Raw genomic sequence first — 15,607 nt, 5'->3', positions numbered from 1 at the left:
CTCGCCGGCGGCGCCCCTGTTCGGTCCCGCCGTGGGCGCCTCGGCGGCACTGCTGCCCGACGAACTCGCCGAACGCAGCATGCTCGGTGACGGGGGCGCCAACGCCCTCGGCGCCGCGCTGGGGGCCGCCGCGGCGGCCGGGGCCCCGCGTCCGCTGCGCGCGGCACTGCTGGTCGCGGTGACGGTACTGACACTGGCCAGTGAACGGGTCAGCTTCTCCCGTGTCATCGACGGTGTCCCCGCCCTACGCCGTCTCGACCGGTGGGGCAGGCACGAGTGAGACGGCCACGGTGTCCCGTACTGTTCTCGGTGTGACACAGGGGGTGGGCGCGGCGGCGGCGCTCATCGCCGTGGTCACCGTCGGGGCCAGGTTGGCGGGGTTCGGGCGCACGCTGGTGTTCTCCCAGACCGTGGGCGACACGTGCCTGGGCACCGCTTACGTCACCGCCAACCAGCTCCCCGCGGTGCTGTTCGAGATCGTCATCGGCGGCGCGCTCACCGCGGTGGTGGTCCCGGTCCTGGCCGCCGCGGCCGGGCGCGGCGACCGCGAGTACGTGCGGCACACCGCCTCGGCGTTGATCACCTGGACGCTGCTGTCGGCGGTGCCCCTGTCGATACTGCTCGCGCTGTTCTCGGTTCCGGCGATGTCGTTGATGCTGGGTGCGGGCGCCGGTTGCGACCGGGGCGAACTGCTCGCGCTCTCCGCACGCATGCTCGTGGTCTTCGCCCCGCAGATCGTCCTCTACGGTCTGGCCGCGGTGCTGTACGGGATCCTCCAGGCCCACCGTCGCTTCCTGGCGCCCGCTCTGGCCCCGTTGGTGTCCAGCCTCGTGGTCATCGCCGCCTATCTGCTCTTCCTTCCGTTGGGCGCCGACCACCGTCAGGACATCGCCGGCCTGCCGACGGCGGCCGAACTCACCCTGTCCCTGGGGACCACCGCCGGAGTGGCCGCGCTCTTCCTCACCGTCCTGGGACCGGCCGCCGGACTGCGGGTGCGCCCTCGACCGCGTCTGTCCTTTCCCCCCGGGGTGGGGCAACGGGTGCGTTCCCTGGCCGTGGCCTCCCTGCTGCCGTTGGTGGCCATGCAGGTGTGCCTGTTGTTGTCGGTGGCCCTGGCCAACTGGGGCGGAGGGGCCGGCGCGGCCGTGCTCTACACCTACGCCTGGGCCCTGTTCACCCTGCCCTACGGGGTGATCGCCGTCCCCATCGCCACCAGCGCCTTCACCGCCTTGGCCGTGGCCCACACCGAGCACGACCGACGGGGGTTCTCGACCTTGGTCTCGGGCACCGCACGCGCCTGCGTGGTGATCACCGCCGCGGTGGGCACCGCCCTGGCCGCCGCCGCCGGGCCGGTGTCCCTGATCCTGGCCCAACAGGATCCGCTGACCCTGCATCGCGCTCTGCTCGCCTACGCCCCCGGGGTGGTCGGCTTCGCACTGGTGGCCCTGCTCAGCCGTGCCCTGTACGCCTCGCACCACGGTCGTCCGGCCGCCGCAGCCCAGGTGACGGGGTGGCTCGTGGTGGTGGTGTGCTCGGTGTCCTTGGTGTGGGCCTTGCCCTCCGGGTGGGCCATCGCGGCACTGGGAGCGGCCGGCACGTTCGGTCTGAGCCTGGCCGCGGTCCTGCTGTGCGTCGCGGTGAGGCGTGTCCATGGACGTGAGTCGCTGGCGGGACTCGCGCGTTCGGTGGTGGCCGCACTGCTCGGTGGTGTGGTCGGCTGGGCGCTGGGCGGGTGGGTGGCCGCGGTGTCGCCCGCGGAGGGAGTGTGGCAGACGGTGACGGGGGCCGCGGCGGCGGGTTCGACGGGCCTGGCCGCCTACACGGCCGTCGTGGCGTTGGTGGACCGTCCGGCGGTGCGGGCGTTGGCCGACCGGGTCAGGGCCGTACTCGAACGCAGGGGGGGGAAGCGGTGAACAACAGGATCGCGTTGGTCGTGGGGACCAGCAGTGGAGGTGTGGGCCGCCATGTGCGCTCCTTGGGGGCGGGGCTGCGCGCCCGCGGCCACCGTGTGGCGGTACTGGGACCGGCCTCGGCCGAGCGGGAGTTCGGCTTCACCGCCGTGGGGCTGCGTTTTTCTCCGGTGCGCATCGGTGCGGCGCCGTCCGTGGGAGATCCGGCCGCCGTGCTGAGACTGCGCGCCCTGACCCAGGGGGCCGACGTGGTCCACGCCCACGGTCTGCGGGCCGGTGCTCTGTGCGCCCTGGCGGGCGTCACACCGCTGGTGGTGACCGCGCACAACGCGCCGCCGCTGGTCCGGGGCCCCCTGGCCCGCGCCTATCCGCTGTTGGAGCGGATCGTGGCGCGTCGTGCGGACGTGGTGCTCGGGGTGTCGGGGGACCTGGTACGGCGGTTGCGCGCCGCCGGGGCGCGTGACGCCAGGCCGGCGGTGGTGACCGCGCCCGAGACCGGCGCGCCGTTGAAGGGCAGGCGGGCCACCCGCGAGGACCTGGCGGTGCGACCGGAGAGACCGTTGCTGCTGACCATCGCGCGTCTGGCCGAGCAGAAGGGGCTCGACATGCTGTTGGAGGCCGCTCCCGCGATCTGCGACCGCGAGCCCGAGCCGGTGGTGGCCATCGCCGGGGACGGGCCCCTGTGGGGGCGGTTGCACGACACCGCGGCGGAGATGCGCGCCGACGTGCGCATGTTGGGGCACCGTACCGACGTGGCGGACCTGTTGGCGGCGGCGGACGTGTTCTGCCTGACCAGCCAGTGGGAGGGACCGTCCCTGGTGATCATGGAGGCGCTTCGCGCGGGACTGCCGGTGGTCGCCACCCGGGTCGGCGGTATTCCCGACCTGTACGAGGGGACGGTATTGATGGTGCCGCCGGGGGACCCCACGGCCTTCGCCGCCGCGGTGGGTCGGGTGTTGGACGACCCCTCGCTGGCGGAGGACCTCCGGGCGCGTTCGCGGGAGACGGCCAGGACACTGCCCACGGAGGAGGACACGTTGGACTCCGTGACGAGGGTGTACAAGACGGTGATGGGAAGGTGAAGCGGAGCACGGAGAACGCGGCCGGGGTCGATCCTTCGCCCACCGGCCGCGCTCCTTGAGCCCCTCTGTCCCGAAGGCGGGGTACGGGTGCCCTGGGAGTGTGCGAACACCACCGCCGGCGCGACTTCCCCCGCAGGGGTTTTGATGGCATCCTTGCTCTCGGTCCGGTGTGACACGGCCACGGCCGAGGTCGTTCGCCGGTACCCTTGCTTTGCACGTGAGGGGAGTATCCCTGTCGCGGCGGTGCCGTCATCACGGAGCGCAAAGGCGCGTTCCCGGTGCCGCCGGCTCGTACCTGCGCGGTGTGGGCGGGAGAGACCTCCGGTATCTCGACGTGCGCGCACACGACCGGCGCGCACCGACCGGAGGAGAGTCCGTCAGTGAACGTTCCCCTGTGGCTGTGGGCCACCACCATCGCCGCCATGATCGCGATCCTGGTGGTCGACCTGATCATCGTGGACCGGCCCTGGAGCAAGGACAAGGGCCCCCGCGAGTTCGGGATGAAGCAGGCCTCCTGGTGGGCGGCCTTCTACATCGGCATCGCGATCGTGTTCGGGTTCGGTGTCTGGTACTTCGGTGGAGGGGCCGCCGGCGCCGAGTACTTCGCCGGGTTCGTCACCGAGAAGAGCCTGAGCATCGACAACCTCTTCGTGTTCTACCTTCTGATGAGCTCCTTCGCGGTGCCCAAGAAGTACCAGCACGAGGTCCTGCTCGTCGGTATCGTCATCGCGCTGGTCATGCGCGGGGTCTTCATCGTCCTGGGCGCCCAGGTCATCAACGCCTGGAGCGAGGTCTTCTACCTTTTCGGTGCCTTCCTCATCTACACCGGCTACAAGATCGTCCGCGATCACGTGAAGGGCGACGAGGAGGAGAAGGACTTCACGCAGACCCCCGTGGTCCGTTTCCTCAAGCGCTTCTGGCCCGTGACCGACGACTACCACGGCTCCAGCCTCACGGTGAAGATCGACGGCAAACGGCACATCACGCCGATGTTGATGGTCATCGTCGCGATCGGCGTGATCGACCTGGTGTTCGCCGTCGACTCCATCCCCGCGATCTTCGGTCTGACCCAGGACGCCTACATCGTCTTCACCGCCAACGCCTTCGCGCTGCTGGGCCTGCGCCAGCTGTACTTCCTTCTGGCCGGTCTGATGGACCGCCTGGCCTACATCAGCTGGGGCCTGTCGGCGATCATGGTCTTCATCGGCGTGAAGATGATCCTGCACGCCCTGCACGAGAACGGCGTGCACGTGCCCGAGGTGGGCATCGGTCTGTCCTTGACCGTGATCATCGGCATCATGGGCGTCACCATCGCGGGCAGCCTGATCAAATCCCGGATGGACGAGCGCCGCCGGATCCGCCCCGGGGTGGAGAAGGGGTCGAGGGACCTTCGCTGACACCGGGCCGACCCGTGCGCCCACTCGGTCGTGTATTTCCGCGAAACGACTCTGTTCGAACAACTGTTCCTCTATAGTGGTGGCGTCCCGGAGCTCCGGCGCCGGGGCGCCACCACTTTTCCGGGGCGGAAGAAACCGTCGTCGGCGGTCGTTAGTCTGGCAGGGAGTCGTGCGGCCTCGCCCTCCCTCTGACCCCCGCAGTGCCGCACCCCCGAGGACGGGAGCGGTCGCCGGGAGGCCTTCGACCGCCATACCGCGAAGTCACACACGGGTCAGCCGACGCCATACGAGGTTGCCGGTGTCCTGTGCGCCAACGCCGAAGGATGTCACACCCGATGGTCGATCAACTCGTAGTCCGGGGAGCTCGGGAGCACAACCTCAAGGACGTCTCGCTGGACCTTCCACGCGACTCCCTGATCGTGTTCACCGGCCTGTCCGGTTCGGGCAAGTCGTCGCTGGCGTTCGACACGATCTTCGCCGAGGGGCAACGGCGCTACGTCGAATCCCTGTCGGCCTACGCCCGCCAGTTCCTGGGCCAGATGGACAAGCCCGACGTGGACTTCATCGAGGGACTGTCGCCGGCGGTGTCCATCGACCAGAAGTCGACCAGCCGCAACCCGCGCTCCACCGTCGGCACCATCACCGAGGTCTACGACTACCTGCGTCTGTTGTGGGCGCGCATCGGCGTCCCCCACTGCCCCGAGTGCCACCGTGAGATCTCCCGACAGAGTCCCCAGCAGATCGTGGACCGTGTCCTGGAGATGTCCGAGGGCACCCGCTTCCAGGTCCTGGCCCCGGTCGTGCGCGGACGTAAGGGCGAGTACGTCGAGCTGTTCAAGGACCTCCAGTCCAAGGGGTACACCCGCGCGGTCGTGGACGGTCAGGCCGTGCGACTGGACGAGGCGCCCAAGCTGGGCCGCTACGACAAGCACGACATCTCCGTGGTGGTGGACCGACTCACCGTCAAACCCTCCGCCCGCGGTCGGCTGAACGACTCGGTGGAGACCGCGCTCAAACTCGCCGGGGGCACCATCGTCCTGGACTTCGTGGACACCGACCCCAACGACCCCGAGCGCGAGAAGGTCTTCTCCGAGCACCTGTACTGCCCCTACGACGACCTGTCCTTCGAACAGCTCGAACCGCGCTCGTTCTCCTTCAACGCCCCCTACGGCGCCTGCCCCGACTGTTCCGGCCTCGGCACCCGCATGGAGGTCGACCCCGAACTGCTCGTGCCCGACCCCGAGCGGACCCTGACGGAAGGGGCCATCGCCCCCTGGTCGGGTGGACCCAACAGCGGTTACTGGGAGCGCATCCTCAAGGCCGTGGGCGAGGCCGTGGGCTTCGATCTGGACACGCCCTGGGAGAGACTGCCCCGACGGGCCCGCAAGGCCCTGTTGGAGGGTCACGACACCCAGGTGCACGTCACCTACCGCAACCGGTACGGGCGCAGCCGCTCCTACTACACCGAGTTCGAGGGCGTCATCCCCTGGGTCAAACGCCGCCACTCCGAGACCGAGAGCGACTACGGACGCGAACGGCTGGAGGGGTACATGCGCACGGTGCCCTGTCCCACCTGTGAGGGGACCCGCCTCAAGCCGGTCGTGCTGGCCGTGACCGTGGGAGGCAGGTCCATCGCCGAGGTCGCCCAGATGTCGCTCGCCGAGAGCGCGGCCTTCCTCGCCGCCCTCCAGCTCTCCGAGCGCGACGCGGTCATCGCGGCCCAGGTGCTCAAGGAGATCAACGCACGCCTGGGTTTCCTGCTCGACGTCGGTCTGGACTACCTGAGCCTGGCCCGCTCCGCGGGCTCCCTGTCCGGTGGTGAGGCCCAACGCATCCGTCTGGCGACCCAGATCGGCTCCGGTCTGGTGGGAGTGCTCTACGTGTTGGACGAGCCCTCCATCGGACTGCACCAGCGTGACAACGCACGCCTGCTGGAGACCTTGCAGCGCCTACGCGACATCGGTAACACGCTCATCGTCGTCGAGCACGACGAGGACACCATTCGCTCCGCCGACTGGGTGGTCGACATCGGTCCCGGAGCGGGGGAGCACGGAGGCCACGTCGTGGTCTCGGGGATCGTGGACGAACTGCTCACCTCCCCGGACTCGCTGACCGGCGACTATCTGGCCGGTCGGCGCGGTATCGAGGTGCCGGGCAGGCGCCGTCCCCTCACCCGGGGGCACGAACTGGTGGTCAGGGGCGCCCGTGAGAACAACCTGCGGGGTGTGGACGTCACCTTCCCGTTGGGGGTGTTCACCGCCGTCACCGGAGTGTCCGGATCGGGTAAGTCCACCCTGGTCAACGAGATCCTGTACAAGGCGCTGGCCAAGGAGCTCAACGGAGCGCGTGAGGTGCCCGGCCGACACCTGCGGGTCAACGGCATGAACAAGGTCGACAAGGTCGTGCACGTGGACCAGAGCCCCATCGGACGTACGCCCCGCTCCAACCCGGCCACCTACTCCGGTGTCTTCGACCACATCCGCAAGCTCTTCGCGCAGACCACCGACGCCAAGACGCGCGGTTACATGCCCGGGCGTTTCTCCTTCAACGTCAAGGGCGGTCGCTGCGAGGCCTGCTCGGGGGACGGCACGCTCAAGATCGAGATGCAGTTCCTGCCCGACGTCTACGTGCCCTGCGAGGTGTGCCACGGTGCCCGCTACAACCGGGAGACCCTCCAGGTCCACTACAAGGGCAAGAACATCTCCGAGGTGCTGGAGATGCCCATCTCCGAGGCCTTGGAGTTCTTCGAACCGATCAACGCCATCCGACGCCACCTACAGACCCTGGAGGACGTCGGACTGGGGTACGTGCGGTTGGGTCAGCCCGCCACCACCCTGTCGGGAGGGGAGGCCCAGCGGGTCAAACTCGCCGCCGAACTACAGCGTCGCTCCACCGGTCGGACGGTGTACGTGCTCGACGAGCCCACCACCGGCCTGCACTTCGAGGACATCCGCAAACTGCTGGGGGTGCTCGACCGGCTGACGGACAGCGGTAACACGGTGATCGTCATCGAGCACAACCTGGACGTCATCAAGACCGCCGACCACGTCATCGACATGGGCCCCGAAGGCGGGTCCGGCGGCGGGACGGTGGTCGCCGAGGGCACTCCCGAGGAGGTCGCGGCCGTGGCGGAGTCCTACACCGGTAGGTTCCTGGCCAAGATGCTCTGAAGGACCTGAGGCGGCGGGCGCCCCTACGAGGCCGGACGGCTCCTCGGGGGCGCCTGTGGCCGGGCGACCTGCGGACCGGCCACCCGGCCATGACTACTACAGTGTGTAGTGAATATTTCGGCGCAGGTGAGGAGCGTGTGGTCGTGGCCGGTAACAGCACGTGCGGATGCCAGATGAGCAGGCGCGGACTGCTCGGGACGGCGGGGGCCGCGGCGGCCGTCACGGTCGTGAGCGCCTGTGGCGGCGAGGAACCCAAGCCCCAGGAGGTCCGGTACGGCCAGGTCGTCGGCCAGACCACCGACGTCCCCGAAGGTGCCGGAGCGGTGTTCAACGAGAGCAAACTGGTGGTCACCCAGCCTGAGCGGGACGACTACCGGGCCTTCGGCGCGGCGTGCACGCACGGCGGCTGCACAGTGCAGGAGGTGGACGAGGTCATCCGCTGCCTGTGTCACGGCAGCGAGTTCGACATCTCGACCGGTGAGCCGCTGAGGGGGCCCGCGCAGGAGCCGCTGGAGGCGTTCAACATCACCGTCGAGGGCACCGACATCATCCTGGACTCGGCTGTGGAGTCCTGAGGTCGCGCATAGGTCGCCCCGCTGTCCCGACATGACGGTGCCCGGAGCGAAGACCGCTCCGGGCGCCGTCGCGCGTTCGTGGGTGGCGGCTCAGGCCTCGCTCTCCTCCTTCTCCGGTTCGCCGATCCCATGGGGGTCGCGGCGACGGAAGGCGGAGTCGGGGAACCGTGCGGCGTAGGAGGCCTCGTGCTCGTCCGCGAGGAGGAACTGGGTGCGGTTGCGCGGCAGGGACTCGGGGTAGTGGGCGACCAGCCATCCGATCAGGTGCTCGCGGATCTCGCAGGCGATGTTCCACTGGGCGCCGGTGTCGGCGGCGGTGGCCACCACGCGTACGACCACCTCGCCGCTCTCGGTGATGTTGGTGACCTGACAGGACCAACTGCGGCCGTCCCAGTTCTCGCTGGCCGTGATCAGGCGCCCGGCCTCCTCGCGCAGTTCGGCGATCGGGACCTCCCAGTCCAACGGCATCTCCACCTTGGCGGTGATCGCCGTGCCCTGCTTGGTCCAGTTCTCGAAGCTGGTCGTGGTGAAGTTGGCGACCGGTACCACCAGGCGGCGCTCGTCCCAGATCTTGATGGTGACGTTGACCAGGCTGAGTTCCTCGACCCGGCCCCACTCGCCCTCGACCACGACCACGTCACCGATGCGCAGGGCGTCGCTGAAGGCGAGCTGTAGTCCGGCGAACAGATTGCCCAGGGTGGACTGGGCGGCCACACCGGCGACGATGCCGATGATGCCCGCCGAGGCCAAAAGTCCGGCTCCGAGCGCGCGGACCTGGTCGAAGGTGAACAGGATGGCGGCCACGGCCAGGATCACGATGATCGAGGTGATCACCCGGCGCAACAGGCGTACCTGGGTCTGGATGCGTCGAGCCTTGCGGTCGGCGTCGCCGTTGGCGATCGACAGACGTGACAGGATCATGTCCGTGACGGCGTAGGCGAGGCTGATGCCCAGCGCCGTCAGTGTCGCGATCATGAGGATGCGCATCGAGTGCTCGATGGCCTGGTACGTGCTCCACCCCACGTCGCCACGGCTGGGCAGTGCCAGGTTCGCGCCGAGTACGGCGGCCGCGGCGTACCCCGAGTAGGTCGTGCGGCTCACCAGGTACCGGGAGACCTTCCAGGCCCGGCTCAGCTTGTGTTTGAGAACCCAGCGAAGAGCGAAGACCAGCAGTACCGCGATGGTGACGGCGATGCCGAGCGTGATCCATTGGGATGGGCTCACGACGAAAAGCCCCCTTGTCGTCGATGTCGGGGAGGTGTCGGAACGTGCCTGGCTACTTGCCCAACCTAGACCATGCGGATACGTAATCGTGACGTTCTCCTCATGCCTGCGACGTGCTCGAGAACACGGTCGAGCCCCGGGACGGGCGCCGGTCCGGGCCCTGTCGCGAGGGCGGAACCGGCGGTGACGGGGTGGGGACACGGTCGCCGAGAAAAAGGTGCGTCCGTTCTCTTCCCTCGGTCCCTCCACACCGCATCGGCGACGCCTCCGGGGCGTGCCCGGGGCGAGCCGGAGCCCGTTCCGGGCGGCGTCGCCCGCTCCTCCTGGGGAGACCGGTCGACACGGACCGTTCGCACACCGGGGCATGCGGAGGAGGAGGGCTGGAGAACCCACGGGCCTTGGGAGCGGACCATGGCAAGACCAGGGTCACCGTCGTCGGCAGGGATGGGACGGCCGGCGCGCCCTGGGGCCTGCACGTCGGGGACGCGCGGGGCGCGGTTGGCCGTATGTCCTTCCGACGGACCAGAATGGGGGCATGGCTGCGACTCCTCACCTGCGCCCCGCCCCCGGATCCATTCCGACCGAGCCGGGCGTGTACCGGTTCCGGGACGCCTCGGGCCACGTCATCTACGTGGGCAAGGCGAAGAACCTGCGCTCGCGCCTGTCCTCCTACTTCCGCGACTTCGCCGGGCTGCACCCTCGCACCCAGCAGATGGTCTCCACCGCCGCCGACGTCGACTGGACGATCGTCGGCAACGAGGTCGAGGCGCTCCAACTGGAGTACTCCTGGATCAAGCAGTACGACCCCCGCTTCAACGTCAGGTACCGCGACGACAAGAGCTACCCCTACCTGGCCGTCACCCTCAACGAGGAGGTCCCTCGGGTGCAGGTGATGCGCGGGGCCAAACGCAAGGGCGTGCGCTACTTCGGTCCCTACTCGCACGCCTGGGCCATCCGGGAGACCGTCGACCTGCTCCTGAGGGTCTTTCCCGTGCGGACCTGCTCGCCCGGGGTGTTCCGCGGTGCCCGTAACAGCGGTCGTCCCTGTCTGCTCGGCTACATCGACAAGTGCGTGGCCCCCTGCGTGGGCAGGGCCTCGCCCGAGGAGCACCGGAGGCTGGTCGAGGACTTCTGCTCCTTCCTGGCCGGCGACACCGGTCGCTTCCTGCGGGATCTGGAGGAGCGGATGAAGCAGGCCGCCCAGGAGATGGAGTACGAACGCGCCGCCCGCGTCCGCGACGACATCGCCGCCCTGCGCGCCGCCCTGGAGAAGCAGGCCGTGGTCCTGCCCGACTCCACCGACTGCGACGTCATCGCCATGGCCGACGACCCGCTGGAGGCCGCCGTGCAGATCTTCCACGTGCGCGGCGGTCGCATCCGTGGCCGGCGCGGCTACGTGGTGGACAAGGTCTCCGACGACCCCCCGGCCGAACTGATGGCCACCTTCCTCGGTCAGCTCTACGGCTCGACCGAGGGCGCGGACGAGAGCACCGGCACGGGTACCGCCGTTCCACGTGAGGTGCTGGTCTCCCACGAGCCCGCCGACCCCGAGGCCATGGCGGCCTGGTTGTCGCAGCACCGGGGGTCCACCGTCGATCTGAGGGTTCCGCGACGGGGCGACAAGAAGTCCCTCATGGAGACCGTCGACAAGAACGCCCGCGAGGCGCTGGCCCGGCACAAGACCCACCGCGCGGGGGACCTGAGCACCCGCGGTCGCGCCCTCAACGAGATCCAGGAAGCACTGGACCTGCCCGAGGCGCCGCTGCGCATCGAGTGCTTCGACGTCTCCAATCTCCAGGGCGAACACGTGGTGGCGTCCATGGTGGTCTTCGAGGATGGACTGGCACGCAAATCCGAGTACCGCAGGTTCTCCGTTCGCGGCAGTGGCCAGGACGGACGCCAACAGCACGACGTCGCCGCCATGTACGAGGTGGTCCGCCGGCGTTTCCGCCGCTACCTGGAGGAGAGTTCCAAAAGCGGTGAGGTCGCCCGTATGGGAGGGACGGGTGAACACACGGACGGACGAGGCGATGACCAACCGTCACCAGGGAAGTTCGCCTATCCGCCTAACCTGGTGGTGGTGGACGGCGCCCGGCCCCAGGCCGAGGCGGCGCGTCGAGCGCTGGACGAACTCGGGATCGAGGACGTCGCGGTGTGCGGTCTGGCCAAGCGACTGGAGGAGGTGTGGCTGCCGGGTGAGGAGGATCCGGTGATCCTGCCCCGCACGAGCGAGGGTCTCTACCTGCTCCAGCGGGTGCGCGACGAGGCGCACCGTTTCGCCATCCGTTACCACCGCCAAAAGCGTGCCAAGGCGCTCACGGGCAGCAGCCTGGATGAGCTCCCCGGCCTCGGGCCCGCCCGCAGGTCGGCTCTGATCAAGGAGTTCGGTTCGGTGAGAAGACTCGCCTCGGCCACGGCCGAGGAGATCGCCGCGGTGCCCGGGATCGGCCCCAAACTGGCCGAGGCCGTGCACGCGCACCTGTCCGGCGGCCCCGCCGGCGCAGGTGGGTCGGGAGACGGGGCAACACAACGGCACACCACTGACGGGGGAGGAGACGCATGACGGTCGAACTGGGTGGGGAACTGCCACCCGAGGTGGTCATCGTCACCGGCATGTCCGGTGCGGGGCGCAGTACCGCGGCCAGGGCACTGGAGGACCTGGACTGGTTCGTGGTGGACAACCTTCCACCCGGCCTGGTGCCGACGATGATCGAGCTGGCCGGGCGTACGCACGGCGCCGTGCCGCGCGTGGCCGTGGTCGTCGACGTGCGCTCTTTGGCGTTCACCGAGAACCTGCTGTCCACGGTGGAGGAGCTGCGCAAACGCGATATCACCGCGCGCGTGCTCTACCTGGAGGCCGGTGACGAGGCCCTGGTGCGTCGGTTCGAGGGAGTGCGCAGGCCCCACCCCCTCCAAGGCGACGGCCGTCTGACCGACGGCATCGATCGTGAACGCGAGACCTTGCAGGCCATCCGGGGCGAGGCCGACCTGGTCATCGACACCTCCCAGCTCAACGTGCACCAGCTCAAGGCTCGGGTGATCGGTTTCTTCGGGGAGGGCGACGAGGCACGGCCGCGCGCCAACGTGGTCTCCTTCGGTTTCAAACACGGTCTGCCGGTGGACGCCGACCTGGTGCTGGACTGTCGCTTCCTGCCCAATCCGCACTGGGTCCCCGACCTGCGGCCGATGAACGGGCGTGACGAGCCGGTGCGCGACTATGTTCTCTCCCAGGACGGGGCCAAGGAGATGCTGGAGACCTACAGCGAGGTCCTCCGGCTGACCATCGCCGGGTACCAGCGTGAGGGCAAGCACTACATGACCCTCGCGGTGGGCTGCACGGGCGGCAAGCACCGCAGCGTGGCCATGGCCGAGCAGTTCGCGGACCGGCTCCGGGGCCAGGGCGTGGACGTGCACGTGGTTCACCGGGACGTCGGCCGCGAGTGATCCGGGGCGGACCATCCGGTCACGGACGTCCCCCGGTGCGCTGTTTCCGGTGGTACGGTCCGATTCGTCCGGTGGACATGGGACGAGGGGCAGACCACAGCCATGGCGAAGAGCACAACCTGCGACGAGGACGGGCAACGCCCGCCACGGGTGGTCGCGCTGGGCGGCGGGCACGGCCTGTACGCCTCCCTGTCGGCCCTGCGGAGGGTGACCACCGACGTGACGGCGATCGTGACGGTCGCCGACGACGGTGGGTCCAGTGGACGGCTCCGCAGGGAGTTGGGCGTCCTGCCGCCGGGTGACCTGCGCATGGCGTTGGCCGCGCTGTGCGGTGACGACGAGTGGGGGCACACCTGGAGCCAGGTCATCCAGCACCGGTTCCGTTCGGAGGGCGAGTTGCACGGTCACGCGGTCGGCAACCTCCTGATCGTGGCCCTGTGGGAGCTGCTCGGCGACTCGGTGGCGGGCCTGGACTGGGTGGGCCAGCTGTTGGGGGCGCACGGCAGGGTGCTGCCGATGTCGTCGGTGCCGTTGGACATCGTCGCGGAGGTGTCGGGGCTGGATCCGCGAAGACCGGAGGCGCTGACCACGGTGCGCGGACAGGTGGCCTGTGCGAGCACCAGCGGCAAGGTGCGTTCCATCTCCCTGATCCCGGAGGATCCGCCCGCCAGTCCACAGGCGGTCAAAGCCGTGCGCGAGGCCGACTGGGTGGTCTTCGGCCCTGGGTCATGGTTCACCAGCGTGCTGCCCCACCTGCTGGTCCCGGACCTGGCGCGCGCCCTGGTCGGCACACGGGCCAAACGCATGGTGGTGCTGAACCTGTCTCCGCAACGGGGCGAGACCGATGGTTTCCGCCCCGAGAACTACCTGGAGGTGCTGCACGAGCACGCCCCGGACCTGGGGGTGGACGTGGTGCTCGCCGACCAGGGGAAGGTGGAGGAGGACCGGCCGCTCAAAGAGATGGTCGGTCGGCTCGGCGGGTGCCTGGAACTGGCGCACCTGTCCCACGACGACGGCACCCCGCGCCATGACCCCGACCGCCTCGCGTCCGCCTTCGAGCGGATCCTCCAGGGCTGAGGGATTCACCGGGATCTCCAGGGGGAAGACCGGCGTCATGGCCGAACAACGAGTGTTCGTGGAACGCGTCCATGACGAGGTCCGCGCCGTGGGCCACCCCGACCGGGAGTCGGACCTGCCGCCGGGCGAACGTTTCCTGGTGGACAGGCTGTGGCCTCGCGGAGTGTCCAAGGACTCCCTCGCCGAGACCGTCTGGGTGAAGGAGGCCGCGCCGAGCGATGAGCTCCGGAAGTGGTTCGGTCACGATCCGGACCGCTTCGCAGAGTTCGCCGAACGCTATCGGGCGGAGTTGGAGGAGCGTCCAGAGGCTCTGGAACCGCTTCTGAAGGCCGCGCGCAAGGGGCCCGTCACCCTGCTGTACGCGGCCAAGGACACCGAGCACAACCACGCCCTCGTCCTGCGTGACCACCTGCGTGAGGTCCTGTCCTCCCAGGCCGAGGGCAATTGACCCCACAACGGCACGAAGACCGACAGGGCCGTCGCCGGCACGGGTGACGGATGGGCGACACGCCGTGCGGGGATCGGCACTCGGCCCCCGGTGACGTAGTCTGCCACGGAGAAAGCCGCTCGTGGAAAGTACCGTGGCGGGCGCGTGCCGCCGCCGGACGCGCGGCACCGTATCGGATTCGTCGAGGGGGAGGATCGCAGAGATGGCGATGACCGGCGTGGTGAAGGATGAACTGAGCCGTCTGGCCATTCTCAAACCATGCTGCCGCAAAGCGGAGGTGTCCACCATCCTGCGGTTCACCGGAGGCCTGCATCTGGTGGGCGGGCGTATCGTGATCGAGGCCGAGCTCGACACCGGGGCCGCCGCGCGCCGCCTGCGCAAGGACATCTCCGAGGTCTTCGGACACGAGTCCGAGGTGGTCGTGCTCTCCCCGAGCGGTCTGCGCAAGGGCAACCGTTACGTGGTGCGGGTCATCAAGGAGGGCGAGTCCCTGGCACGACAGACGGGACTGGTGGACAACAACGGCCGTCCGGTACGCGGTCTGCCCCGGCACGTGGTCGCGGGAGGGGCCTGCGACGCCGAGTCGGCGTGGCGGGGGGCCTTCATCGCGCACGGCTCCCTCACCGAGCCCGGCCGATCGATGTCCCTTGAGGTCACCTGCCCCGGGCCGGAGGCCGCTCTGGCGCTGGTGGGGTCCGCGCGTCGTCTGAAGGTGCACGCCAAGGCCAGGGAGGTCCGGGGCGTGGACCGTGTGGTGGTACGCGACGGAGACTCCATCGGTGCTCTGTTGACCCTGTTGGGGGCCCACCAGAGCGTGCTGGCGTGGGAGGAGAGGCGGATGCGTCGGGAGGTACGCGCGACCGCCAACCGTCTGGCCAACTTCGACGACGCCAACCTGCGCCGTAGCGCGCGGGCGGCGGTGGCGGCGGGGGCACGGGTGGAGCGGGCCCTGGAGATCCTGGGTGACGACGCTCCCGAGCACCTGGTGGCCGCGGGGAAGCTGCGCCTGGAGCACAAGCAGGCCTCCCTGGAGGAGCTGGGGCAGCTGTCGGTCCCTCCGCTGACCAAGGACGCCATCGCGGGGCGCATCCGGAGGCTGCTGGCGATGGCCGACAAGCGTGCCGGCGATCTGGGCATCGAGGGTACGGAGGCCAATCTCACCCCGGACATGCTGGTGCCATGACCGCGCGTCCCACCGATGAACGGAAGACCGGGGATGACATCGGTGTTCGGCTTTGTTAAATGTACGAACACGCTGATAACTTCCGACAATGGTATAG

General features: G+C 69.2%; 11 protein-coding genes and 1 pseudogene. 11 read left to right on the top strand and 1 reads right to left on the bottom strand.

All coding sequences use genetic code 11. From position 1 onward, the window contains the following. The 6 genes and pseudogenes from PFX91_RS20265 to PFX91_RS20240 all read left to right on the top strand — a co-directional run. Window positions 1-280 (top strand): annotated as a pseudogene (locus PFX91_RS20265) (hypothetical protein); the annotation flags it as partial. A 10-nt stretch (window positions 281-290) separates the two neighbouring features. After that, on the top strand, window positions 291-1,913 hold the full coding sequence (gene murJ, locus PFX91_RS20260) for a murein biosynthesis integral membrane protein MurJ (RefSeq protein WP_285734231.1): 1,623 nt from the start codon (window positions 291-293) through the stop codon (window positions 1,911-1,913). Continuing rightward, window positions 1,910-2,992 (top strand): glycosyltransferase family 4 protein, encoded by a 1,083-nt coding sequence (locus tag PFX91_RS20255; RefSeq protein WP_285734229.1) that lies wholly within the window; start codon window positions 1,910-1,912, stop codon window positions 2,990-2,992. The genes murJ and PFX91_RS20255 overlap by 4 nt, the downstream gene beginning before the upstream one ends. A gap of 380 nt (window positions 2,993-3,372) precedes the next feature. Continuing rightward, a complete protein-coding gene (locus PFX91_RS20250) occupies window positions 3,373-4,389 on the top strand; it encodes a TerC family protein (protein ID WP_285734226.1) in 1,017 nt (338 codons plus the stop codon). Between the two features lie 335 nt (window positions 4,390-4,724). Further along, window positions 4,725-7,559, top strand: coding sequence for an excinuclease ABC subunit UvrA (gene uvrA / locus PFX91_RS20245; RefSeq protein ID WP_285734224.1), 2,835 nt, complete (start codon window positions 4,725-4,727; stop codon window positions 7,557-7,559). 173 nt (window positions 7,560-7,732) lie between these two features. Continuing rightward, on the top strand, window positions 7,733-8,134 hold the full coding sequence (locus PFX91_RS20240) for a Rieske (2Fe-2S) protein (protein WP_285734246.1): 402 nt from the start codon (window positions 7,733-7,735) through the stop codon (window positions 8,132-8,134). A 90-nt stretch (window positions 8,135-8,224) separates the two neighbouring features. Here PFX91_RS20240 and PFX91_RS20235 read toward each other — a convergent pair whose 3' ends face one another. After that, window positions 8,225-9,358, bottom strand: a complete 1,134-nt coding sequence (locus PFX91_RS20235; RefSeq protein ID WP_285734222.1) for a mechanosensitive ion channel family protein — start codon at window positions 9,356-9,358, stop codon at window positions 8,225-8,227. Window positions 9,359-9,893: 535 nt separating this feature from the next. Here PFX91_RS20235 and uvrC point away from each other — a divergent pair. The 5 genes from uvrC to whiA all read left to right on the top strand — a co-directional run bounded on the left by uvrC (window position 9,894) and on the right by whiA (window position 15,510). Beyond that, window positions 9,894-11,921, top strand: coding sequence for an excinuclease ABC subunit UvrC (gene uvrC, locus PFX91_RS20230; RefSeq protein WP_285734220.1), 2,028 nt, complete (start codon window positions 9,894-9,896; stop codon window positions 11,919-11,921). Beyond that, complete coding sequence (gene rapZ / locus PFX91_RS20225) at window positions 11,918-12,802, top strand: RNase adapter RapZ (protein WP_285734218.1); 885 nt, start codon at window positions 11,918-11,920, stop codon at window positions 12,800-12,802. The genes uvrC and rapZ overlap by 4 nt, the downstream gene beginning before the upstream one ends. 102 nt (window positions 12,803-12,904) lie before the next feature. Continuing rightward, window positions 12,905-13,879 (top strand): gluconeogenesis factor YvcK family protein, encoded by a 975-nt coding sequence (locus PFX91_RS20220; RefSeq protein ID WP_285734215.1) that lies wholly within the window; start codon window positions 12,905-12,907, stop codon window positions 13,877-13,879. A gap of 37 nt (window positions 13,880-13,916) precedes the next feature. Beyond that, window positions 13,917-14,327 carry a DUF488 domain-containing protein gene (locus tag PFX91_RS20215; protein WP_285734214.1) on the top strand — a complete coding sequence of 137 codons (411 nt, stop codon included), beginning with the start codon at window positions 13,917-13,919 and terminating at the stop codon, window positions 14,325-14,327. Between the two features lie 202 nt (window positions 14,328-14,529). Further along, window positions 14,530-15,510, top strand: a complete 981-nt coding sequence (gene whiA / locus PFX91_RS20210) for a DNA-binding protein WhiA (RefSeq protein ID WP_285734212.1) — start codon at window positions 14,530-14,532, stop codon at window positions 15,508-15,510. Window positions 15,511-15,607: the final 97 nt, after the last annotated feature.

This window comes from Nocardiopsis sp. ATB16-24 (assembly GCF_030271535.1).
GTDB lineage: Bacteria > Actinomycetota > Actinomycetes > Streptosporangiales > Streptosporangiaceae > Nocardiopsis.
This window is presented reverse-complemented; position numbering and strand designations above follow the sequence as displayed.